This is a genomic window from Nonomuraea antri, assembly GCF_013283785.1.
Taxonomy (GTDB): Bacteria; Actinomycetota; Actinomycetes; order Streptosporangiales; family Streptosporangiaceae; genus Nonomuraea; species Nonomuraea antri.
Window position 1 is genome coordinate 1 of the sequence record NZ_JABCPZ010000058.1, and the last position, 21,087, is coordinate 21,087.

General features: G+C 72.5%; 17 protein-coding genes. 7 read left to right on the forward strand and 10 right to left on the reverse strand.

Going from position 1 to position 21,087, the window contains the following annotated elements; translation table 11 throughout:
• Nucleotides 1-60: 60 nt before the first annotated feature.
• The 4 genes from HII36_RS20475 to HII36_RS20490 all read right to left on the reverse strand — a co-directional run bounded on the left by HII36_RS20475 (nucleotide 61) and on the right by HII36_RS20490 (nucleotide 7,156).
• Nucleotides 61-672: a response regulator transcription factor gene (locus HII36_RS20475; protein ID WP_268959567.1), complete on the reverse strand. Its 612-nt coding sequence runs from the start codon at nucleotides 670-672 to the stop codon at nucleotides 61-63.
• A 238-nt stretch (nucleotides 673-910) separates the two neighbouring features.
• Complete coding sequence (locus HII36_RS20480; RefSeq protein ID WP_173524836.1) at nucleotides 911-3,265, reverse strand: sensor histidine kinase; 2,355 nt, start codon at nucleotides 3,263-3,265, stop codon at nucleotides 911-913.
• Between the two features lie 107 nt (nucleotides 3,266-3,372).
• Nucleotides 3,373-4,860, reverse strand: a complete 1,488-nt coding sequence (locus HII36_RS20485; protein ID WP_173524837.1) for a SagB/ThcOx family dehydrogenase — start codon at nucleotides 4,858-4,860, stop codon at nucleotides 3,373-3,375.
• A gap of 25 nt (nucleotides 4,861-4,885) precedes the next feature.
• A complete protein-coding gene (locus HII36_RS20490; RefSeq protein ID WP_173524838.1) occupies nucleotides 4,886-7,156 on the reverse strand; it encodes a TOMM precursor leader peptide-binding protein in 2,271 nt (756 codons plus the stop codon).
• Between the two features lie 598 nt (nucleotides 7,157-7,754).
• Here HII36_RS20490 and HII36_RS20495 point away from each other — a divergent pair.
• Nucleotides 7,755-8,630, forward strand: a complete 876-nt coding sequence (locus tag HII36_RS20495; protein ID WP_173524839.1) for a LysR substrate-binding domain-containing protein — start codon at nucleotides 7,755-7,757, stop codon at nucleotides 8,628-8,630.
• A gap of 71 nt (nucleotides 8,631-8,701) precedes the next feature.
• Here the strand turns inward: HII36_RS20495 and HII36_RS20500 are convergent, their stop codons facing one another.
• The 6 genes from HII36_RS20500 to HII36_RS20525 are packed head-to-tail and all read right to left on the reverse strand — an operon-like array spanning nucleotide 8,702 to nucleotide 15,262.
• Nucleotides 8,702-9,937: a sulfate adenylyltransferase subunit 1 gene (locus HII36_RS20500; protein WP_173524840.1), complete on the reverse strand. Its 1,236-nt coding sequence runs from the start codon at nucleotides 9,935-9,937 to the stop codon at nucleotides 8,702-8,704.
• Entirely contained in the window at nucleotides 9,937-10,854 is a 918-nt protein-coding gene (gene cysD / locus HII36_RS20505) for a sulfate adenylyltransferase subunit CysD (protein ID WP_173524841.1), read from the reverse strand. The genes HII36_RS20500 and cysD overlap by 1 nt, the downstream gene beginning before the upstream one ends.
• A complete protein-coding gene (locus HII36_RS20510; protein WP_173524842.1) occupies nucleotides 10,851-12,719 on the reverse strand; it encodes a M20/M25/M40 family metallo-hydrolase in 1,869 nt (622 codons plus the stop codon). Before HII36_RS20510 ends, cysD begins: the two co-directional genes overlap by 4 nt.
• 14 nt (nucleotides 12,720-12,733) lie before the next feature.
• Nucleotides 12,734-13,504 carry an SDR family NAD(P)-dependent oxidoreductase gene (locus tag HII36_RS20515; RefSeq protein WP_173524843.1) on the reverse strand — a complete coding sequence of 257 codons (771 nt, stop codon included), beginning with the start codon at nucleotides 13,502-13,504 and terminating at the stop codon, nucleotides 12,734-12,736.
• Nucleotides 13,489-14,442, reverse strand: coding sequence for a sulfotransferase (locus tag HII36_RS20520; protein ID WP_173524844.1), 954 nt, complete (start codon nucleotides 14,440-14,442; stop codon nucleotides 13,489-13,491). Before HII36_RS20520 ends, HII36_RS20515 begins: the two co-directional genes overlap by 16 nt.
• Nucleotides 14,435-15,262, reverse strand: coding sequence for a family 3 encapsulin nanocompartment shell protein (locus tag HII36_RS20525; protein WP_217369740.1), 828 nt, complete (start codon nucleotides 15,260-15,262; stop codon nucleotides 14,435-14,437). The genes HII36_RS20520 and HII36_RS20525 overlap by 8 nt, the downstream gene beginning before the upstream one ends.
• Nucleotides 15,263-15,499: 237 nt before the next feature.
• Between HII36_RS20525 and lysW the strand changes: the two genes are divergently transcribed.
• From lysW to HII36_RS20555, 6 genes are read left to right on the forward strand one after another with little or no spacing between them, the layout of a single operon-like run.
• Nucleotides 15,500-15,685, forward strand: a complete 186-nt coding sequence (lysW, locus tag HII36_RS20530) for a lysine biosynthesis protein LysW (protein ID WP_236003685.1) — start codon at nucleotides 15,500-15,502, stop codon at nucleotides 15,683-15,685.
• Between the two features lie 2 nt (nucleotides 15,686-15,687).
• On the forward strand, nucleotides 15,688-16,548 hold the full coding sequence (locus HII36_RS20535) for a RimK family alpha-L-glutamate ligase (RefSeq protein WP_173524845.1): 861 nt from the start codon (nucleotides 15,688-15,690) through the stop codon (nucleotides 16,546-16,548).
• Complete coding sequence (argC, locus tag HII36_RS20540) at nucleotides 16,545-17,615, forward strand: N-acetyl-gamma-glutamyl-phosphate reductase (protein WP_173524846.1); 1,071 nt, start codon at nucleotides 16,545-16,547, stop codon at nucleotides 17,613-17,615. The genes HII36_RS20535 and argC overlap by 4 nt, the downstream gene beginning before the upstream one ends.
• A gap of 14 nt (nucleotides 17,616-17,629) precedes the next feature.
• Entirely contained in the window at nucleotides 17,630-18,484 is an 855-nt protein-coding gene (locus HII36_RS20545) for a transketolase (RefSeq protein WP_173524847.1), read from the forward strand.
• Nucleotides 18,481-19,428 carry a transketolase family protein gene (locus HII36_RS20550; RefSeq protein WP_173524848.1) on the forward strand — a complete coding sequence of 316 codons (948 nt, stop codon included), beginning with the start codon at nucleotides 18,481-18,483 and terminating at the stop codon, nucleotides 19,426-19,428. The genes HII36_RS20545 and HII36_RS20550 overlap by 4 nt, the downstream gene beginning before the upstream one ends.
• The gene (locus HII36_RS20555) at nucleotides 19,428-21,086 is read left to right on the forward strand and encodes an AMP-binding protein (RefSeq protein WP_173524849.1); all 1,659 of its coding nucleotides are present in this window, start codon (nucleotides 19,428-19,430) and stop codon (nucleotides 21,084-21,086) included. Before HII36_RS20550 ends, HII36_RS20555 begins: the two co-directional genes overlap by 1 nt.
• The last annotated feature ends 1 nt before the right edge of the window (nucleotide 21,087 follow it).

Sequence of the window (21,087 nt, forward strand, 5' to 3'; positions counted from 1 at the left end):
GGCTGGATCTGACCCCCGCTCCCCGCACCGCCCGGCTTCCCGCGCCGCGGGGAGCGGGGGTCAGATCCAGCCGGCCTCGGTGGCGATGCGGATGGCGTCCACCCGGTTCCTGGCGTTCAGCTTGGTGACGATCTTCGTCAGGTAGTTGCGCACGGTCCCCACCGACACGTGCATGGCCGCGGCGATCTCCGGCGGCTCCGCGCCCCCCGCCGCCAGCCTGAGCACCTGGATCTCGCGGCCCGACAGCGGCATCTCGCCGACGTCCCAGGCCATCAGCGCCAGCTGCGGGTCGACGATGCGCCGGCCCGCGGCCACCTCGCGCACCGCCTGCGCCAGCCGGTCGGACGGCTGGTCCTTCAGCAGGAACCCGGACACCGAGACCGACAGCGCCCGGCGCAGCGTGCCGGGACGGCCCAGCCCGGTCAGGATGAGCGTGCGGCAGGTGGGCAGCTTGGCGTGCAGCTCCTCGGCCGCCGACAGCCCGTCGATCACCGGCAGGTCGACGTCGATGATGGCGACGTCCGGACGGGTCTGCAGCGCCATCGGGACGATCTTGTCGCCGCTGTCGACCTGGGCCACCACGGTCAGGTCCGGTTCCAGGTCGAGCAGGGTCGCCAGCGCCCCGCGGACCATGTGCACGTCCTCGGCGAGGAGGATCTTCAGCGACAGCAACGTACCGTCCCCCCTGATCAACGTCCAGCGGGGAACGAGGATCCCCGCCCTCGTGCGACCGGGTGAGGCGATTGTCAGCCGCATCCCCGCCATGCCCGGGCCGAGCTCACAAGGCCTACCGATTGCCCCAAAGGGTACTCAGCCGGGGGGAATTCGCAATGCCGACTGATCTTGACCAACAGTCAGTTCGGAAGTCAGTTCGGGTCGCGGCGGACGCCCCGGCGGGAGCGTGCTCGGCTCAGCGAGGCGCGGCCGGCGGCACGAGCGCCGCCACCGGGGTGGCCGCCACCAGGCGGAACGTGCCCTCGTCCGACTCCACGTCGAGCCGGCCGCCGATCGCGCGCAGCCGGGCCGCCAGGTCACCGAGCCCGGTCTCGCCCTCCAGCGGCGGCGCCGCGCCGGCCGGCGCGCCATCGTTGGTGACGCTCATCCGCACCTCGCGCTCGTCCACCGTGGCCGCGACCGCGCAGGTGGCGCCGTCGCTGTGCCGCAGCACGTTCGTGACGGCCTCGCGCAGCACGACCGCGAACACCGCGTCCAGCGACTCGGGCACCGCGTCCACCGGGACGTCCACCCGCACCTCGATCCCGGCGGCGCTCAGCGTGGACATCGCCGAGTCGACCTCGGCGGCCAGCGACATGTGCCGGTACCCGCTGGCCACCGCGCGCACCCCGGCCACCGCCTGCCTGGCGATGTCCAGCACCTCCGCCACCTGCGCCTGCGCCCGGTCGACGGCGCCGGGCAGCAGCCGGTAGGCCAGCTCGCTCTTCATGGTCATCGCGGACAGGTCGTGCCCCAGCAGGTCGTGCAGGTCACGGGCGACGCGCAGCCGCTCGCGGGTCACCGCCAGCCTGGCCATCTCGCCCCTGGCCTGCTCCACCTGCGCCACCAGGCCGGACAACGAGCTGATGCCGTACACCACCAGGCCCGTCAGCAGCGTGGAGAGCGTCAGGTACGCCGTCCACTCCGCGGGATCGCCCACCGCCAGCGAGACCAGCAGCACGCCCAGGCCGGCCGCCGCGTACCAGGCCCACCGCCAGCGGGAGGTGAGCGCGAGCAGCAGCGACCCGGCCAGGAAGCCGCCCATCGACCCCCACGGCACCTCGATCCATGACAGCGGCAGCGCCGACATCGCGGCCTGCAGCGCCAGCGTGCCGCCGCGCGCCCACGGCGACCAGGTGCGCGGCTCGCGCAGCGACAGCAGGATCTGCACGCCCACCAGCGCCGCCACGCACGCGGCGAACCCGATCAGCTCCACCGGCGACGGGCCGAGCGGGAGCACGTTCACCACGATGAGCAGGCCGTACCCGGCCAGCACCACGACGGTGACGAGCCTGGCCACCCGCAGGTGCCACGGCTGGGACGTGATCACGCCCGGGGGAGCGGTCTCGTCGGGCGCGCGCTCGGCGGCCGCCGAGTCGAGCGGCGCCTCGGCCGTCAGCCGGAACCACTCCTCGCCGGCGTCGACCGTCAGCTCGCCGCCGATCGCGGTCAGCCGCACCTCCAGGTTGCCCAGGCCGGATCCGCCGCCGCCGCCGAACTCGCGGGCCGGCGCCGGCTCGACGCCGTCGTTGGCCACGCACAGGCGCACCGTGCCGCCCTCGACGGCGGCCTCGATCACGCAGCTCTGGGCCTTGCTGTGGCGCAGCACGTTCGTGACCGCCTCGCGCAGCACGATCGCCAGCACGGTGTCCAGCGTCTCGGGCAGGCTCTCGCCGCCGAAGCGCACCTCCACCCGCATCTCGGCGGCCACCAGCATCGACTCGGCCGAGGACAGCTCGGCGGCCAGCGACATCGGCCGGTAGCCGCCCGCCACCACGCGCACGTCGGCCAGCGAGCGGCGGGCCACCTCCAGCACGTCACGCAGCTCCTGCCTGGCCCGGTCGGCGGCCGACGGCAGCAGCCGGTAGGCCAGCTCGCTCTTGACCGTCATCGCCGACAGGTCGTGCCCCAGCAGATCGTGCAGGTCACGGGCGACGCGCAGCCGCTCCTGCGCCACCGCCATCCGGGCCAGCTCGCCGCGGGCCGCGTACAGCACGCTGACCAGCGCGGCCAGGGAACTGACGCCGTACACCATCAGGCCGGTGAGCAGCGTGAAGTAGACGCTGTACAGCACGTCCACCGCGGGCATGCCCTCGCTCCACAGCGCGACCAGCACGCCGCCGCCGACGGCGCCGTACAGCGCCCAGCGCGGCGGGCCCGTGACGGCCAGCAGCATGGAACCGGCCAGGAAACCCGCGATCGCGCCCGCCTGCGGCCCCACCCACGCGAACGGCGCGAACGTCGCCGCGGCCTGCGCCGACAGGGTCGCCACCCGCACGGCGGCCGGCCAGGCCGGCGCGTCGGCGGTGGAATGGGCGAGCTGCAGCGCGAACACCGCCGCCAGGCACGCGCCGAACGCGGCCAGCTCCAGGCCGCGCAGATCGCCCACCCACACGAAGATCGACGTGGTGACCACGTAGCCGAACAGCACCGCCGCGGTGACCGCGCGCGCCATCCTGGGCGCGCCGAGACCGCTCGCCCTGACTCCACCGTGGGAACGGGAGCGCCACCATGTCCGGGCACGCTGTGACAACCCGGCGTCTCCAGCCATCGACCGTCTCCTTCCGAAGCCGGACGGTGCCCCCTCCTCGTCAGCCGAGGTGATCGCGTACATCTATACGCAATCTATATCAGGGTCTCGACCTGCGGTAGCCCCGCTCACGCGAGTGCCTGGCGGGCCTTGAGCGCCCAATCGGCGTCGTTGACCGCGTGCCGCTCGGGCGAGCCGTCGTACTCCGGCCTGGCGCGATGGCCGACCACGAACCCGCCGACGCTCGACTCCACCCGCCAGTCCAGGCCGAACGCCCGCGGCGCGAGGTCGGTGTCGCCGCTGTCCACCCGGCAGGCCGCCAGCCCCATGGCGGTGCTGACCAGCGACAGCGTCTGGGTGAGCGCGCCCACGTTCTTCAGCACCAGCGAGTAGCTGAGCCCGTTGTACTTCCACGACAGCCGGCGGAAGCGCGCGGTGATGGTGATCAGGGCAGGCGGGGTGCCGTCCAGGTCGGCGGCCACGCGGCCCATCTCCAGCAGCTCCCCGGCCGTGGCCGGGTCCGCGGGCAGCGGTTCGAGCCGGTGGCCGAGCGGGTCGTAGTGGTAGACGCCGCCGCGCAGGCCCACGCAGCGGTCCACGGTGACGTACAGCTCCAGCTCGTAGCAGCTCCCGCTGCTGGTGTACGGCCGGTCGCTGGTCGAGGTCGTCGAGCTCTCCTGCGACGAGCCGACCAGCGCGCGCACCCGGGCGGTGCGGTAGAGCAGCGCGCCCAGCTCCTCGATCGTCAGCGGCTGCTCGTCGTAGCGGCGGGTGTGCTCGCTGGCCTCGACCGCGGTGGTGAGCGGCGGGTCGGTGGCCACCAGCTCCTCCCACTTCGGCCGCGGCAGCGCCACCGCGCCCTCGGTCGTGACCGGCTTCACGACCGGCTCCACCGCCCACTGCTCGCCCAGCGGGTACGTCGCCCCGAAGTCCTGGTCGTGCCGGCCCAGCGTGGACCGCGTGTGGAACATCAGGTCGAGCGGCGACCAGGCGACCAGCGCCGGGTCGCGGTCCTCGGCGAAACGCACCGGCTGGAACGGGTCACCGCCCTCGGCCTGCACCACCATGCCGGTGGCCAGCAGGTAGGAGATCACCGAGTCGGGCTCGTGCGCGGCCGGGACGGCCGGCCGGATCAGCGTGCCGATCTGGGCCATCGCGTCGGCGCGGTGCAGGATGACCCGGTGCAGCGACAGCGGCGACTCGATGACGTAGTGGTTGCCGTCGGTCCTGATGACCGCGAACCGCGACAGGCGCACCGGGTGGCTCACCGGCCGCTCGGGCAGGCGGAAGCGCGCCTGCTGGGTGAGCGGCACCACCGAGATCAGCGGCTGCTCGGGGTCGAGCCCGAACGAGCGCACCACCAGGTGCTGCATGCCGTCGAGCAGTTCGGCCAGCTCCCGCCGGTCGGCGTCGTCGGTGATGACGTTGTCGAGGGAGATGGGCCCGAGGCCCATCCGCCGCATGGCCTCCAGCACGGCGGGGGCCGGCAGCGGCAGGGCGGCGTCCTCCCAGCGGCTGTGCACCATCACGATGCCCTGCTCGGGCAGCGGCTCGATGTACACGTCCTCGCGGAACGACCACAGGGGGAAAGGCGGTGCGGGCTGTCCGCCTGGCATGGCTCTGCTCCAGTCGCGTCGTGGTTCACATGAACAGGGGGATGGGGTTGAGCTCGTCGTAGCCGGTCGGCTCGGCGAGACGACCCAGCCGTACGGGGACGTCGAAGAGCCTGCCGGGGGCGAAACGGGCCCAGAAGTGCCGGAGTCCGGGGACGATGACCTTGACGACCGGCAGGCCGACGTCCGGCCGGGTCTGGTCGAGAACGAGAACCTCCAGGTCGCGCTCGCGCGCCAGCTCGACGAGGTGGTCGATGTCGTCTCGCAGGTCGCCGTTCGGTGTGTACGCATATGCGCTCAGATCCTTCGGTTTCTGGTCGACGTCGGGCATCAGGTACGGCTGGTTGGCCGTCGTGGCCGTCTCCCACCAGTGCCGGATGTTCGGCTCGGCCTGGCCGTAGCCGGAGCCGTCGGCCTTGGCCCCGACCACGGACGGCAGGAGCTGGCCGAGCTCCGTCAGCGCCCGGCGGAGGGCGACCCGGGGGTCGAAGTGGGCGCCGAAGCCCAGCATGATGTCCTCGGCCGGCTTGTCGATCCGCCGGGAGATCGCCGCCATGACCGGGATGCCCAGGTCGGAGGTGACGTCGAGGACCCAGAACTCACGGCCGACGCTCCGGTACCGCTCGCGCAGGTCGTCGATCCACGGGTCGTGGAAGGAGTCGAGGTCCACGGCGGGCTGGCAGGTTCGGTTGTACCACCACAGTGCTACCCCGTCGCGTTCCACCAATTCGAGGAAGCCCTGCACGATCGCGTCCTCGACGCTGGCGCCCGCGGCGTTGCCGTTGGAGTTGGCGCGCAGCGCCGGGTGGCCGTTCCTGGTGAAGTAGAGCAGGTCGGTGGGGACCAGCCGGTGCCGGTCGCCGGTGAGGGACCACACCGGCGTCCAGTCGATGACCTCGTCGTCGTCGAACGGCTCGGGGATGCGCTGGTAGGCCATGGCGGCCTCGTTCCAGTCGCGGCGGCCGGCGAACTGGCGGGCGTCGAAGAGCTGCACGGCGTCGGGGTGCACGGCCCGCCCGGCGCCCAGGTCGCGGAAGCTGCCGCGCACGGTGGGCTCGTCGCCCATGCGCGCGCCGCAGTAACGTTCGACGGCCTCGCACAGGGCGCCCACCCTGGCCTCGAGCTCGGTGCTGCCCTTGCCGCCGCTCTGGTGGCGCAGCCCGGCGCGCAGGGCCGACAGGCTGTCGTCGGCCATCGCCAGGTTCGGCCCGGACAGGTAGCAGTGCAGGAACGACGGGCTGCGCGGGTCGCGCTGGATCGCGTCGGTGATGCCGGTGATCGGGTCGGCCAGGTGCCGGTAGGACTGCCACACCTGCTCGGGGGCCAGTGCGCGGTGCCCGTTGCCGTCCAGGGCGCTCTTGTCCCTGGAGGCGATGATGACGGGGCGGGTCACTCGGGCCGGGACCAGGCCGGTGTCTCCGCACGAGGGGCACTGCGGGCGCCGGTCCACGCGGTGGCGGCGGCCCTCCAGAGAGATGGTGTCGAGCGTCCATACGCTGTCCTGGCGTTCGTCCCGACGACCGGCCAGCCACTTGGCGGTCTCCAGCGCGGCCAGCTGCAGGCCGAGCGCGCGGGTGGGGGGCAGCGAAGCCTCGGGCGGGCTGATCGGGCCTGACAGGGCGCTGCGCAGCCGCGCCTCGCCGCGCCGGTGCCCGCGCAGCCGGGTGGACAGGCAGTCCCAGCACGGCCCGTGACCGGGCTGGAAGACGGGGCCGATCCACAGGTCGGCGCCGGTCGGCTTGGCCAGCAGCCAGGCCTGGCCGTCGGCCAGCCGCAGCTCGTTGATCCTGGCCAGCTCGGGGTCGAGGTAGTCGTCGCACAGCACCAGGGAGAAGCCGGGGCCCGGGCCGGTCTCGGTCTCCGCGAGGGTGATGTCCATGGCCTTCAGCGCCTGCGCCGCCTGGTTCGCGTCCACGCCGCCCAGTGCGACGAGGCGGACCGGCGCCTGCGTGAGGCCCGTGATGGCCCGGTCGGCGTCCATGCTGGCCAGGTCCCAGTAGGCTTCGGCGGCCGCGTCGCCGTTCGGCGCCGCGGGGCTGCGGGTGCTCACCAGGCCGGCCTGCGCCAGCCGGCCGAGCAGGCGGCCCAGCTCGGCGGGGGAGATCGCGGTGCGCTCCTGGACCTCGGCCAGGCTGTGGCTGCCGTCGAGCAGCGGGGCGAGTTGCTGGATCTGCGCCCCCGAGAGGGCGATGGTGCCTCGGGAGGAGGTGAGGTAGACGGCCTCTCCGGGGATCGTGGCCGCTCTGAGATGGCGCTTGAATCCGATGAGCGGGGGGCCCGCCACGTCTACGGTGTTCATCCGCAATAGCTCCATGGTGCGCAGACGGGCGTGGGATGATCGAGGTCCTCGATGAGGACATGACTCTCATAGTGCCTGGTGGCAGCGCTCTCCTGGTGACTCCAGGCCCTCATGACGCGCTCGGTGAAGCGCCAGTCGCGGTCCGCGAGAGTGATGGCCATCGCGTGCTCCTCGGGCTCTGATTTGATCCGACGAAGCATGAGTCTGAATCCCGGCGGCCGGCGGGCATAGTTTTCCCGTCATTTGTGGGATGTGAAAGTTTCACATAGGGCTCGTGGCCATATGTGTAGGCCCGGCGAGCCCCGCGTCCTAGCGTGATCCCCGTCCATATCGAACGATTGGGGGAGATCATGCGACAGGTTCAGATCAGCAGATCCCAACAGAAGACGACGAACCGCAGGTCGAAGCGGCGTCAGGCGCGAAACTACGCCGACCTCGACACGCGCACTCCCAGCGGCGTCCCGCTGCCGTACTGAGGTACGCCGGAGACGCTCGCGGGAGGTGATGCGGACGGAAAAGAAGAAACCCCGGGGAGCCGGCGTTTTCTCCGCTCCCCGGCGCTTTTCAAACGTCATTTCTGTGAAACCAAGAGGGAGAAATGTATCACGATCTGCAGATAAACCGCCTGAGAGCTCTGGTGGCGGTGGTCGACCTGGGCGGCTTCCGGCGGGCCGCGGAGGCGTTGCACGTGACCCAGCCCGCCGTCAGCCAGCAGATCCGCCAGCTCGGCAACCTCATCAAGGGCCCCATCTTCGTCTCGACCGGCCGCGAGCTGAGGCTCAGCCCGCAGGGCGAGGAACTGCTCGGCTACGCCCGGCGCATCGTGGCGCTCAACGACGAGGCCGTCGACCGGTTCGTGCCGCCGCCCGGCAACGTGCGGGTGTCGATCGGCATCGGCGACCAGCTCGCCGAGGCGCTGCCGGACATCCTGCGCCTGCTGGCCAGGGGCATGCCGCACGCCCAGGTCAGCGTGCGCACCGGCCTGAGCGAATCGCTGGAGGGACAGGTGTCCACCGGCCAGCTCGACCTGGCGCTGCTGCTCCAGCCGCGCCCGCCGCGGCCCAGCACCGGCAACTACGAGCTCGGCCACATGCGCATGGACTGGTTCGGCCAGCCGGCGCACGGCGAGGGCGCCGCACTGCCGCTGACGCTGTTCACCGAGCCGTGCACGCTGCGCAGCCGCATCCTGGAGGCGTTCAACGCCTCCGACGTGCCCTGGCGGGTCGCCTACGAGGGCTCGGAACTCGTCGGGTTACGCGCCGCGGCCAAGGCCGGGCTGGGCGTGGCCTGCCTGGTGGCCAACGGCGACGAGCTGTGGGGACTGCCCAGGACGGTCAGGTTCTCCCTGCCCGAGCCGCCCGGACCCATCCCGGTCACGATGGCCGTCTCCACCGGCTCCGCGACCCCCGGGTTCGTCAGGATCGCCAAGAAGGCCCTGCAGAACGCGCTGCGCGGCTACCCGTTCGCCGATTGAGGGGGTGCGGGATGACACGGCAAAAGCCGGGACCCGCCGCGAAGAGGTCCCGGCTTTCTGGTGACCGGCCGTCAGCCGCTGATGACGCCGGCCGCTCGGGTGGCGCCGTCCGCCGGATCGATCAGCAGGCAGGCGCCGGTGGTGCGCGACTCGGCGTACGGGTCGATCGCCAGAGGCGTCGAGGTCCGCAACACCACCCGCGCGATCTCGTTGACCTTCAACTGCTCGGCCGCCGGCTCGCAGGTCAGGTCGTCCAGCCAGGGGCAGGGCTCGATCTCCTCGACCACGGCCTGCACCGTGCGCGTGCCGTGCTTGACCAGGATCCGCTCGCCCCGCGTCAGCGGCCGCTCGTGCAGGTGGCACGCGGTCGTGTCGAGGCGGGTGGTGAGCGTCGGCGCCGCGTTGGCCGGGACGATGAGGTCCCCGCGCGACACGTCCAGGTCGGCGTCGAGCGCGACGGCGACCGACTGGGGCGCCCAGGCCAGGGGCACCGGACGGCCCAGCACGTCGATCCCGGACACGGTCGCGCTGCGCCCGCTGGGCAGCACCGTGACCCGCTCGCCCGCGCGCAGCACGCCGCCCGCGATGCGCCCGGCGTAGGCGCGCCGGCCGGTGGACCTGATGACGTACTGCACCGGCAGCCGCATCGGAGCGCGCGCCGGATCCTCGACCGTGCGCACGGTCTCCAGCAGCTCCAGGACGGTCGGGCCGCCGTACCAGTCCATGTTCGGCGAGGGCACCGCCACGTTGTCGCCGGTGAGCGCGGAGACCGGGATGGCGGTCACCTCGTCGACGCCCAGACCCGCCGCCAGCGCCGTGAACTGCCCGGCGATCTCGGCGAAGGCGTCCTCGGAGAAGTCCACCAGGTCCATCTTGTTGACCGCGAGCACCACGTGCGGGACCCGCAGCAGCGCGGCCACGGCCGCGTGCCGCCTGGTCTGCGCGCTGATGCCCTTGCGCGCGTCCACCAGCAGCAGCACCAGCTCGACCCCGGACGCGCCGGTGACCATGTTGCGCGTGTACTGCACGTGCCCCGGCGTGTCGGCCAGGATGAAGCGCCGGCGCGGCGTGGCGAAGTAGCGGTAGGCCACGTCGATGGTGATGCCCTGCTCGCGCTCGGCCCGCAGGCCGTCGGTGAGCAGCGCGAGCGCCGCCCCCTCGTGGCCCTGCTTGCGCGAGGCCAGCTCGACCGCCTCCAGCTGGTCGGCCAGCACCGTCTTGGTGTCGTACAGCAGCCGCCCCACCAGCGTGGACTTACCGTCGTCCACCGAACCGGCGGTGGCGAAGCGCAGGAGCGTCGTCTCCATCAGAAGTACCCCTCCCGCTTGCGGTCCTCCATGGCCGCCTCGGAGGCACGGTCGTCGGCGCGGGTCGCGCCCCGCTCCGTCACCCTCGACGCCGTGATCTCCTCGATGACCTCGTCGATCGTGGTCGCCGCCGAGTCCACCGCGCCGGTGCAGGACATGTCGCCGACCGTGCGGTAACGCACCAGCCGCCGGTGCACCTTCTCGGTCGGCCGCGGGCCGCCCCACGAGCCGGGCGCCAGCAGCATGCCGCGCCGCTCGAAGACGTCACGCTCGTGGGCGTAGTAGATCGACGGCAGCTCGATCTCCTCCCTGGCGATGTACTGCCAGACGTCGAGCTCGGTCCAGTTCGACAGCGGGAAGACCCGGACGTGCTCGCCCGGCATGATCCTGCCGTTGTACAGGTCCCACAACTCGGGCCGCTGACGCCGCGGGTCCCACGCGCCGAACTCGTCGCGCGGCGAGAACACCCGCTCCTTGGCCCGCGCCTTCTCCTCGTCCCTGCGCCCGCCGCCGAAGACCGCGTCGAAGGGGCCGGCCGTGATGGCGTCGAGCAGCGGGCCGGTCTGGAGCTGGTTGCGCGAGCCGCCCGGCCGCTCCACCAGCTCGCCCCGGTCGATGTAGTCCTGCACCGAGGCCACGCGCAGGCGCAGCCGGTTCGCGGCCACGATCCGGTCCCGGTAGCCGATGACCTCCGGGAAGTTGTGCCCGGTGTCGACGTGCAGCAGCGGGAACGGGAGCGGGGCCGGGGCGAACGCCTTCAGCGCCAGGTGCAGCATGACGGCCGAGTCCTTGCCGCCGGAGAACAGCAGCACGGGCCGTTCGAACTCGCCCATGGTCTCTCTGATGATGTGCGCGGCCTCCGCCTCCAGCGTGTCCAGATGGGACAGCAGGTGGAGCCCTTCGGTAGTGATCGTCACGGTGTCGTCCTCTCTCGTTCCCTCACCCAGCTCGTGACCGCCCTGGTGAGCACGTCTTTGGCGCGCCTGAACTCCGCGGCCCCGAGCCGTTCCTCCGGGGTGTGATCGAGCGCGGCGTCACCCGGGCCGTAGGCCACCATGGGCACGTCCGCCCAGGTCGTGGCCAGGGTGTTCATGTCGCTGCTGCCCTTCTTGGCCAGGAAGCGCGGCGTCGCGCCGGCCTCGCGGAAGGCCCGCGAGAACGCCTTCACCAAGGGGCTTTTCCTGGGCGTGATCACACCGGGAGTCGCTCGAAGCACCTCCACGCCCACCGCCTCGGCGACCTGCCGCACCAGCGCGACCAGGTCCTCGACCGGCGTCTCCTGCGGCACACGTACATCGAAGACCGCCTCTCCCTGCTGCAGATGTCCGGCGTTGACCGCGTGGATGCCGAGCACGGCCAGCATGGCGTTGGGCGAGGCGGCGGCGATCTCGTCGCGCAGCCGGCCCAGCACGTGCACCATGCGGTCGGCCGCGGTGACGACGCCGTGGCCGGCGGTGTGGCCGACCGGCTCGCTGACGCTCAGCCGTACCTTGAGCAGGCCGTAGTAGCCGATCGTCAGCGCCTCGGCGCCGCTCGGCTCGCCGATGATGACGGCGTCGGCCGGGTAGTGGTCCCGGACGAAGAACGCGCCGCGCGCGGTGCACTCCTCCTCGACCGCGCCGATGACGCGGATCTGCGCGTGCGCGGGCACGTCCATCTCCGCCAGCGTCTCCAGGAAGGCCACCAGGCTGCCCTTGGCGTCCACGCTGCCGCGGGCCCACAACGTCTCGCCCTCCCACCGGGCCGGCCAGCGATGCGGGACGGTGTCCAGGTGGCCCAGCATGAGCAGCCGCTCGGGGCCGGTGCCCCGGGTGGCGACCAGGTTGCCCGCCGCGTCGACCTGGGCGTGGATGCCGTGTTCCGTGCACCAGTCGACCAGGAACTCCGCCAGCTCCCGCTCGTCGCAGGAGACCGAGGAGATCTCCACCACCCGCGACAGCAGCGACAGGTCGGCGGCCGGGGCCGGCGCCCGCCAGAACCGGGTGCCGGAGGCGGGGGAGAGCATGTGCGGGCCGGTGATGGCCACGTCGGCGGCGCCGTTCATGGCGATCTCGGCCGCCCGCACCTTCTGGCGCATCCGGCCGCGCGCGTACTCCTGGCCCTCGCCCCGGTGGATGTGCGGGATGCCGCTGCCCGGGTCGGACGGGTCGGACAGCAGCCCGGCCGTGCCGGTGACCAGCCGCAGATGGTCGGCGTCGAGCGCGTTGGCCACCTCGGCGGCCAGCACGTCGGCGTCCACGTTCAGCGCCGAGCCGCCGGCCTCGTCGGCCACCGGCGGCGACAGGCAGACCACGTCGAACACCTCCAGCAGCTGGCCGAGGCTGTCGGCGTCCACCGAGCTGACCCGGCCGGCGCGGTGGTCGCGCACCACGCTCGGCCGGCCGTCGAGCTCGGCCCGCACCGGCGGGTTGGCCTGGGCCGACACCAGCGCCCCGGTCTGCGCGACCGCGGTGAACACCCGCAGCCCGCGCTCCGACAGCGCCTGGCGCACCCGCGGCAGCGTCACCCGCTCGTAGGCGGCCACGATGTGCGGCATCTCCTCAGGCGGGCAGTAACGCACCTCGTCGCCGCGCATCCGCATGGTCCGCATGGGCCGGCCGATGTCGGCGTAGTGCCTGGCGATCCCGGCCGCGCCGCCCGCCACGAGCAGCAGCCGCGCGCCCCGGGCCCGCAGGTTGGCCAGCTCGTCGAAGACCCCGTCGTGGGCCAGGCTGGCGCTTCCGATCTTGATGACGTACAGGGCCGCCGTGCGGGTGCTGGCGACGTGTCCGAGCACGGACATGCTTCGGCTCCTCTTCAACTGATCCCACGGGTGTTGCCGCCGTCGGCCAGCAGCACCGTGCCGGTCACGTACGAGGCCTGGTCGCTGGCGAGGAAGGCGGCCAGCGCGCCGAAGTCGGCGGCGTTCCCGACCCGGCCGAGCGGGATGCGCTCGGCCACCCGGGCCAGCTCGGCCTCCACGTCGTCGCCGAACTGCACGTCCAGGATGGGGGTGCGGTGGAAGCCCGGCGCCAGCACGTTGACGGTGACTCCGCTCGCGCCGAGCGCGTGCACCAGCCCCTTCATGTAGCCCAGCAGCCCGAGCCTGGCCACCGACGACAGCCCGCTCTCCGGGTGCGGCTGGCGCACCGACTCCGAGGCCATCATGATGACGCGGCCCCAGCCGCCCTCCCTGATGATGGGCAGGGCGGCGAGCGTGAGGCTGATGTGCGGCAGCAGGTTGCCGTCGATGGCCGCGCGGTAGTCGGCCACGCCGAACGCGTCCACCGGGCCGAACGGCACGCCGCCGGTGTTGGTGACGAGGATGTCGATGCCGCCGAAGTGGTTGGCGGTGCGGTCCACCCAGCACGCCGCGGCCTGCTCGTCGCGCAGGTCCACCGGGATGCTCAGCACGTCCGCCTCGCCCATCGCGTTGACCTCGACGTGCGCCTTGGCCAGCTTGTCCGGGTCACGGCCGCAGATGGACAGCGTCGCGCCCTCGGCCGCCAGCGCCTTGGCCACGGCCAGGCCGAGCCCGCTGCTGGAGGCCGCCACCATGGCGACGCGGCCCGTCAGGCCCAGATCCATTTCCTGGCCTCCTTGACGGGCTTGATCGGCAGCAGCGGGTAGCCGTAGCGCACCAGCAGCGGCAGCGCCGGGCCGGTGGCCTCGGCGATCTCGCGCGAGGTCAGGCCCTCGCGCCAGCGCTCGTCGGCGCGGATCACGGCCCGGCCGGTCGAGAGCCGGTCCGGGTTGCCGGTGACCGTGTGGTTGCGGCCGAGCACGACCCCGCCCGACTCGTCCACCGGGGGCTCGCCGTCCAGGCCGGCGAAGCGCATGACCTCCGTCACCACCGCGCGCGGGTCGCGGCACAGGTCCTCGTGCCTGACGCGCAGGTAGCGGCCGGGGAAGGCGCGGCCGATCAGCTCGGAGGCGAGGTTGAACGCGCTCCAGTAGCCGCTGCTGCGGGCCGGGCTCATCGGGTCGATGTAGTCCTTGGCCCGCTTGTAGGAGTAGGCGGTCGGGCGCGGATCGCGGACCACGTGCAGCACCCGGACGTCGAGGTCGGAGCGCCCCAGCAGGGCGGCCGCCTCGGCCGGGTACTTCGAGCCGTCCACGATCAGGCGCTCGCCGCCCAGCCCGGCCAGCCTGCGGTAGACCGCGGCGGTCCGCCCGACGGTCGCGTCCAGCCCGGCGGCGCGCTCGGTGGCGCCGCGCGACTCGGCCAGCCTGGCCCGCACGTGCCTGGTGCGCAGCAGCGCGTGCTGCGCGCGGACCATCCGCCTGGCCGTCTCGTGCCTGCCGTCGCCGCCGGCGGCCAGCACCCGCGACCACAGCGCGCACTTGGTGACCTCGGCGCCGCAGCCGCAGGTGGAGTTGGTGCCGGCCTTCAGCACCCCGTTGTGCCACAGGTAGTGCAGCTCACCGGCGTGCAGGACGCCGGGCAGCTCGCCCAGCACGTTGCCGAGCAGGGTGCTGCCGCTGCGCATCCAGCCGGTGATGTACAGGACCTTGGGCTCAGCCATGCTCGCCGCCCCAGGCCAGCGTCATCAGGTGTTGCGGCAGCCGGACCGCCAGGCCCACCCGGGAGGTGGCCGTGACCTGGTCGCCGTCGCGCGTGATGTCGGCCACGCCGGGCAGCAGCAGCGTCGCCGCGGCGCTGAAGTCGCCGAGCAGCAGCCGGTCGCTGGGGATCATGCGGGTCCGCGACACCTTGACGCCGGCCCCGGCCAGCCTGGCCAGCGCGCCCAGGCGCACCAGCTCCCAGTAGACCGACGGGTGCGCGACGATGCCGTCGCAGGAGCCGCCGGTCTCCTCGACCCGGGCGGCGGCCCAGGTCACGGCCTCCTCCAGGGTCCGGCCGGTACGCGCGTGCCGCATCCCGGGCTGGGACAGCAGGCCGGTGATCGCGCCGTCGGCGGTGCCGTGCAGCAGCGACTCGTTCTCCACGACCGAGAGCCTGACCAGCACCCGGAAGTCGATGTACTGGGCGAGCAGCTGGGGGTCGTCGAGCAGGCCGTCGGGGATGGGCATCGTGACGCTGAGATCGGTCATCCGCGCCTGGGCCAGGCGCGGTGCGAAGGCCGCCTCCGGGGTGGCCGCGTAGGAGTTGCCGACCTCGCCGAGCTCGCCCTTCGGCGGCTCGTACACGAACGTGTACGGCTCGTCGGGCACGTCGGCGGTGCGCAGCAGGTGACGTACCGCGTAGCGAGGACGGGTGGCGAACAGCGGGAACGCCGCGGGCAGGTGGGTGCGGAAGGGCACCGACGTGGTCTCCTCGGTCACGGCCGCGGCGAACAGCTCGCCCGGAGTGGCCTCGGTCCCGCGTTCGGAAGTCGTCAGCATGGGGGCTCGCTTTCCATGTGAATAATTGATTACCAAGGCGAGCGTAAGCGGCGGAACAGATTAAATTACGGCCCCCGGCAGAAGCTCTTCTTATGCTCTGACCTGCACACGATTATTGATGTTCGGCGATAAGCGCCCCTGCTCACAGTGAACAGCAGCTTTTGTTGGAGATATCACCGGCCGCCGGGTTACGGTCTCCATGAAATGCAGTGGACCAATTGTGGAAGGGGCGACCTGATGCAGAAGGTGATGGAAGCGGCGGCCGAGTGCCCGGAGTGCGCGGCCACGGTGCCGTTCGAGTCGGACGCGCGCCCAGGCGAGATCATCGAGTGCCAGGACTGCTCGATCGAGTTGGAGATCGACTCGATCGAGCCCCCGGCGCTCACTCTCGCGCCCGAGGTCGAGGAAGACTGGGGCGAGTAACGATGCCGGCGCCACGCCTTTCCGTCCTCGCGTCGCGGGTGAGATTCGAGGAAAAAGCGATCATGACCGCGCTCGAACGGCGCGGTGCCTCCTACGAATATCTCGATTCCCGCGAGCTGTTCGTATCCGGCGACTCCGAGAAAGCGGAGCACGCGGAAAAGTGCGTACTCAATCGTGAAGTCGGTTACTTCAGGGCGCTCTACGCGGCGAGCGCCCTGGAGGCGGCGGGGGCGAGCGTGCTCAACTCCTCGCACGCCACGCACATCAGCGGCGACAAGTGGCACGCCTCGGCCGCCCTGCTCGGCGCGGGGCTGCCGACGCCCAGGACCACCCTGGCGCTCACGCCGGAGTCCGCGCTGGCCGCGCTCGACGAGCTCGGCTACCCGGCGGTCATCAAGCCGCTGGTCGGATCCTGGGGCCGGCTGGTCACCAAGGTCCCCGACCACGAGACCGCCGCGACCGTGCTCGAGCACGTCGCCGCGCTGCCCTCCCCGCAGGCGCACGTCATCTACCTGCAGGAGCTGGTGGCCAAGGCGGATCGGGACATCCGTGTGATCGTCGTGGGCGGCCGCGCGCTCGGCGGGACCTTCCGCCGCAGCACGCACTGGCGCACGAACGTGGCGAGAGGGGCCGTCAGCGAGCCTCTCACCCTCGGCCCCGACCACGCCGACCTCGCGGTCGCCGCGGCGGCCGCGGTCGGGACGGACATCGCGGGCGTGGACCTCATGGAGAACGGAGACGGTCAGCTGACCGTGCTCGAGGTCAACGACCGTGTGGAGTTCAGAGGCTTCCAGGAAGCCCACGGTTCGAGAGTCGACGTGGCTGACGCCATCGCGGCTCACTTCATCGCGAGGGCGGAATGAACGACAGTCTTCACCGCAAGGCCATACTGCGCGACGACGGCAAGCTGCGCGTCGCGGTCGTCGGAGCGGCCGGATACATCGGCGGCGAGCTCCTGCGCCTGCTCATCTCCCACCCGGGCGTCGAGGTCGCGGCGGCCACGTCGCGCACCCTGCGCGGGCGCCCGATCGACAACATCCACCCCAACCTGCGCGGCCGCACCCGGCTGACCTTCTGTGACGAGGAGCAGCTCGGCCGCTACGACGCGGTGTTCCTGGCCACGCCGCATCGCGAGACGATGCGCCGGATGCCGGAGTTCCTGCCGCTGGCCGACACGATCATCGACCTGTCCGGCGACTTCCGGCTGCACGACCCGGGAGTGTACGAGGACTACTACGGCGTGCCGCACGAGTCGCCCGAACTGATCGAGACGTTCGTCCAGGGCCTGGCCGAGCTGCACCGGGACCGCCTGCGCACGGCCGGCCGGATCAGCGTGCCCGGCTGCATGGCCACCGCCGGCATCCTCGCCCTCGTGCCGCTGGCCGAGGCGGGGCTGATCGAGGGCGGCCTGGCGGTCGACGCCAGGACCGGCTCATCCGGCGCCGGGGCGAAGGCGGGGCCGGAGAACCTGCACGCCGAGCGGAGCGGGGCGATGCGCGTCTTCGCCCCGACCAGGCACCGCCACGAGGCCGAGATCGCGCAGGCCACCGGGCTGCCGGTGAACATGACGGCGACCGGGGTGGAGGCCGTGCGCGGCGTCCAGCTCCTGTGCAACGCGCGCCTGACGCCGGGCGTGGACGAGAAGGCCATCCGCGGCGCCTACCGCGCCCGCTACGGCGACGAGCCCTTCATCAGGGTCGTCGCGCACCGGCGCGGCCTGCACCGCTTCCCGGACTCGAAGATCCTGTCCGGTTCCAACTACTGCGACGTCGGCTTCGCGCTGGAGGACGGCGCCACCAACGTCACCGTGATCTCCGCGCTGGACAACCTGGTGAAGGGCGGGGCGGGCAACGCCGTGCAGTGCCTGAACGTCCGGTACGGCCTGCCCGAATCGATGGGGCTGGAGTTCCCCGGCCTGCACCCGAACTGATCCGAGGAGTGGTCATGACCATCAGCCCCACCACGCCACGCACCTACAGCCTGGCGGACAAGACCGCCCGCATCAGGGAGCACATCGTCGGGATGTGCGCTGGACCCGAGGGCGGTCACGCGGGCGGCTCGCTGTCGCTCGTCGAGATCCTGGCCACCCTGTACTTCCGGATCATGCAGGTCGATCCGGAGTTCCCCGGCGCGCCCGACCGCGACGTGCTGCTGCTGAGCAAGGGGCACGGCGGCATCGCCCTGTACGCCACGCTCAGCGAGGCCGGCTTCTTCCCCGAGGAGTGGCTGAACGACTACGCCAGGCCGGACAGCCACTTCATGGCACACCCCCACCCGGAGATCCCCGGCGTGGAGATGCCGACCGGCTCGCTCGGCCACGGCCTGGCCCTGGGGCTGGGCTTCTCGCTGGCCTTCAGGCTCGACGGCACCGACCGCCGCTGCTTCGTCATCATGGGCGACGGCGAGCTGCAGGAGGGCTCGGTGTGGGAGGCGGCCGCGGTGGCCGCCAACCACCGGCTGGACAACCTGGTCGCCATCGTCGACCGCAACCACCTGCAGATCACCGGCGACACCGACGTGGTCGGCGGCACCGAGCCGCTGGCCGAGCGGTGGCGCGCGTTCGGCTGGCAGGTGCGCGAGGCCGACGGCCACGACGTCGACGAGCTGACCCTGGCGCTCGGCACCCCGCCGGCGCCCGGGCGGCCCACGCTCGTCATCGCCCACACCGTCAAGGGCAAGGGCCTGCCGTTCGTCGAGGGCCAGGTGCGCAGCCACTACGCGCGGCTGAACGAGCGCCAGCACCAGCGGGCGCTGGCCGCGCTGCGCAAGGCGGCGGAGGCGGACGGGGAGCGCCGATGAGCGCCACCGCCCTGCGCGCCTCCCGCGAGGTCTACCGCGATCTCGTCGCCGAGCTGCTGCCCGGCGACGAGCGGCTGGTGTGCCTGGACACCGACACCGGGCTGTTCGGCGGGGTGGACTTCGGCCCCGCCGCCGACCGGTACATCAACCTGGGCATCGCCGAGCACACGCTCATGGGCGCGGCCGCCGGCCTGGCCAAGGAGGGGCGGCACCCGCTGGTCAACACGATGGCGGCGTTCGCCGCCTCGCGGGCCGCGGAAGCCGTCAAGATCGACATCGCGATGAACGGGCTGCCCGTCCTCATCGCGGCCACCCACTCCGGCGTGTCCGCCGGGCATCTCGGCCCCACGCACCACGCGCTGGAGGACCTGGCCGTCATGCGGACGCTGCCCAACATGACCGTCGTGGCGCCGGGCGACGCCGCCACGACCGAGTCCCTGTTCAGGCAGGCCGTCGCGCTGCCGAGCCCGGTCTACTTCCGGCTGGGCCGCGGCCCCACCCCGGCGCTGCCGCCAGGACCTCCGGTCCGGCTGGGCCGGGCGCAGGTGCTGCGCCGCGGCCTGGACGTCACCATCGCCGCCAGCGGCCCGTACCCGGTGCTGGCCGCGCTGGAGGCCGCGGACCTGCTGGCCCGCGACGGCGTCCGGGCGGCCGTGCTGCACGTGCACACGATCAAGCCGCTCGACACCGCCACGCTGGCCGGCTGGGCCAGCGCGACCGGACTGGTGATCACCGTGGAGGAGCACTGGGCCTCGGCCGGGTTCGGCTCGGCGGTCGCCGAGTGCCTGACCGAGATCATGCCGGTCCGGGTGCACCGGGTGGCGATGCCCGACGCGTTCGTCTCGATCGCCGGCGACCAGCGTCACCTGCTGCGCCGTGCCGGCGTCACCGCCGGGGCGGTCGCCGAGCGGGCCCGCGCGGCACTCGGCAGAAAGGACGCCTGATGACCAGCACCACCGCCGAGTCCACCACCGGAGACGTCCTCGCGCTGCCCGCCGAGGCGGAGCTGTTCCGCGCGGCCGGCTGGTGGCGGACGGAGACCATCCTGGACGACCTGCGCCGGGCCGTCGCCGTCCACCCGGCCAAGCCCGCCCTGGTCTGCTACCAGGACGGCGCGGCCGTCACCGTCACCTACGCCGACCTGGCCGAACGCGTCGACCGGCTGGCCACGGGCCTGCTGCGGCTCGGCGTGCGCCGCCACGACGTGGTGAGCCTGCAACTGCCCAACTCCTGGCAGCTGATCGCCTCGATCCTGGCCTGCGCCAGGATCGGCGCGGTCGCCGGCCCGATCGTGCCGATCATGCGCAGGCGCGAGGTCGAGTTCATGACCACGCTGACGCGCAGCCCCGTCTACATCGCCGCGGCCGAGTTCCGCGGCTTCTCCTACGCCGATATGAGCGCCGAGGTCGCCGCGGCGGTCCCGACGCTGCGCCACCGCGTGCTCCTCGGCGCAGGCGACCATGCCGGGGAGGGCGTGCTCGACTTCGAGCGCGACCTGCTGAGCACCGAACCGGCCGGCCCCGACCTGCTGGACGCGCTGGAGGCGGGCCCGGACGACCCGGCCCAGCTCATCTTCACCTCCGGCACGACCGGAGAGCCCAAGGGCGTCGTGCACAGCCACAACACCCTGTACGCGATGAACCGCGCCCAGGCGGACGTGCTCGGCCTGAGCCCCGACGAGGTCACCGCGATGGGCTCGCCCACCACCCACCAGGCCGGATACACCTGGAACTTCGTCATGCCGCTGCTGCTCGGCGCGACCGCCGTCCAGGTCGACACCTGGGACGCCGGCCGGATGCTGGGCATCCTGGAGGAGCGGGCGGTGACGTTCTTCATGGGCGCGCCCACGTTCCTGTCCGACCTCATCGAGGCCCAGCGCGCCGCGCCGCGCGACCTGCGGGCGCTGCGCACGTTCGCCACCGGCAGCGCGCCCATCGCGCCGGCCCTGGTGGAGGACGCCGACCAGGTGCTCGGCTGCCGGGTCTACGCGCTGTGGGGCATGTCGGAGAACGGCTGCGTGACCATCACCAGGCCCGCCGACCCGCCGCTGCGCGCCGCGGAGAGCGACGGCACGGTGGTGCCCGGCATGCGGGTCAGGGTGGCCGACAAGTCCGGCCGCCCGGTGCCGCCGGGGGAGTCGGGGCTGCTGCAGGTGCGCGGCGCGTCCCAGTGCCTGGGCTACTACCGCCGGCCAGAGGTGTACGCCGAGTCGGTGACCGCCGACGGCTGGTTCGACACCGGTGACCTGGCCCGCGACGACGGCCACGGCGGCATCCGCATCACCGGCCGGGTCAAGGACATCATCATGCGCGGCGCGGAGAACATCCCGGTCGTCGAGGTCGAGGGCGCCCTGCTGCGCCACGCGGCGATCAGGGACGCGGCCGTCATCGGCTACCCGGACGAGCGGCTGGGCGAGCGCGCCTGCGCCGTCCTGGTCACCACCGGCGGCCCGCTCACGCTCGACGACCTGCGGGCCCACCTGTCCGGGCTCGGCATGGCCAAGCAGTACTGGCCGGAGCGGGTGGAGATCGTGCCGTCCCTGCCCCGCACCCCCTCGGGGAAGATCCAGAAATTCGCCCTCCGAGACGCGCTGAGGAACTGAC

Bases quoted from the DNA above. Each gene is read 5' to 3' on its own strand.
- HII36_RS20480 (WP_173524836.1), bottom strand. From the start codon at position 3,265: ATGGCTGGAGACGCCGGGTTGTCACAGCGTGCCCGGACATGGTGGCGC.
- HII36_RS20485 (WP_173524837.1), bottom strand. From the start codon at position 4,860: ATGCCAGGCGGACAGCCCGCACCGCCTTTCCCCCTGTGGTCGTTCCGC.
- HII36_RS20490 (WP_173524838.1), bottom strand. From the start codon at position 7,156: ATGAACACCGTAGACGTGGCGGGCCCCCCGCTCATCGGATTCAAGCGC.
- HII36_RS20495 (WP_173524839.1), top strand. From the start codon at position 7,755: ATGTATCACGATCTGCAGATAAACCGCCTGAGAGCTCTGGTGGCGGTG.
- HII36_RS20500 (WP_173524840.1), bottom strand. From the start codon at position 9,937: ATGGAGACGACGCTCCTGCGCTTCGCCACCGCCGGTTCGGTGGACGAC.
- HII36_RS20510 (WP_173524842.1), bottom strand. From the start codon at position 12,719: ATGTCCGTGCTCGGACACGTCGCCAGCACCCGCACGGCGGCCCTGTAC.
- HII36_RS20515 (WP_173524843.1), bottom strand. From the start codon at position 13,504: ATGGATCTGGGCCTGACGGGCCGCGTCGCCATGGTGGCGGCCTCCAGC.
- HII36_RS20520 (WP_173524844.1), bottom strand. From the start codon at position 14,442: ATGGCTGAGCCCAAGGTCCTGTACATCACCGGCTGGATGCGCAGCGGC.
- HII36_RS20525 (WP_217369740.1), bottom strand. From the start codon at position 15,262: ATGCTGACGACTTCCGAACGCGGGACCGAGGCCACTCCGGGCGAGCTG.
- lysW (WP_236003685.1), top strand. From the start codon at position 15,500: ATGCAGAAGGTGATGGAAGCGGCGGCCGAGTGCCCGGAGTGCGCGGCC.
- HII36_RS20535 (WP_173524845.1), top strand. From the start codon at position 15,688: ATGCCGGCGCCACGCCTTTCCGTCCTCGCGTCGCGGGTGAGATTCGAG.
- argC (WP_173524846.1), top strand. From the start codon at position 16,545: ATGAACGACAGTCTTCACCGCAAGGCCATACTGCGCGACGACGGCAAG.
- HII36_RS20545 (WP_173524847.1), top strand. From the start codon at position 17,630: ATGACCATCAGCCCCACCACGCCACGCACCTACAGCCTGGCGGACAAG.
- HII36_RS20550 (WP_173524848.1), top strand. From the start codon at position 18,481: ATGAGCGCCACCGCCCTGCGCGCCTCCCGCGAGGTCTACCGCGATCTC.
- HII36_RS20555 (WP_173524849.1), top strand. From the start codon at position 19,428: ATGACCAGCACCACCGCCGAGTCCACCACCGGAGACGTCCTCGCGCTG.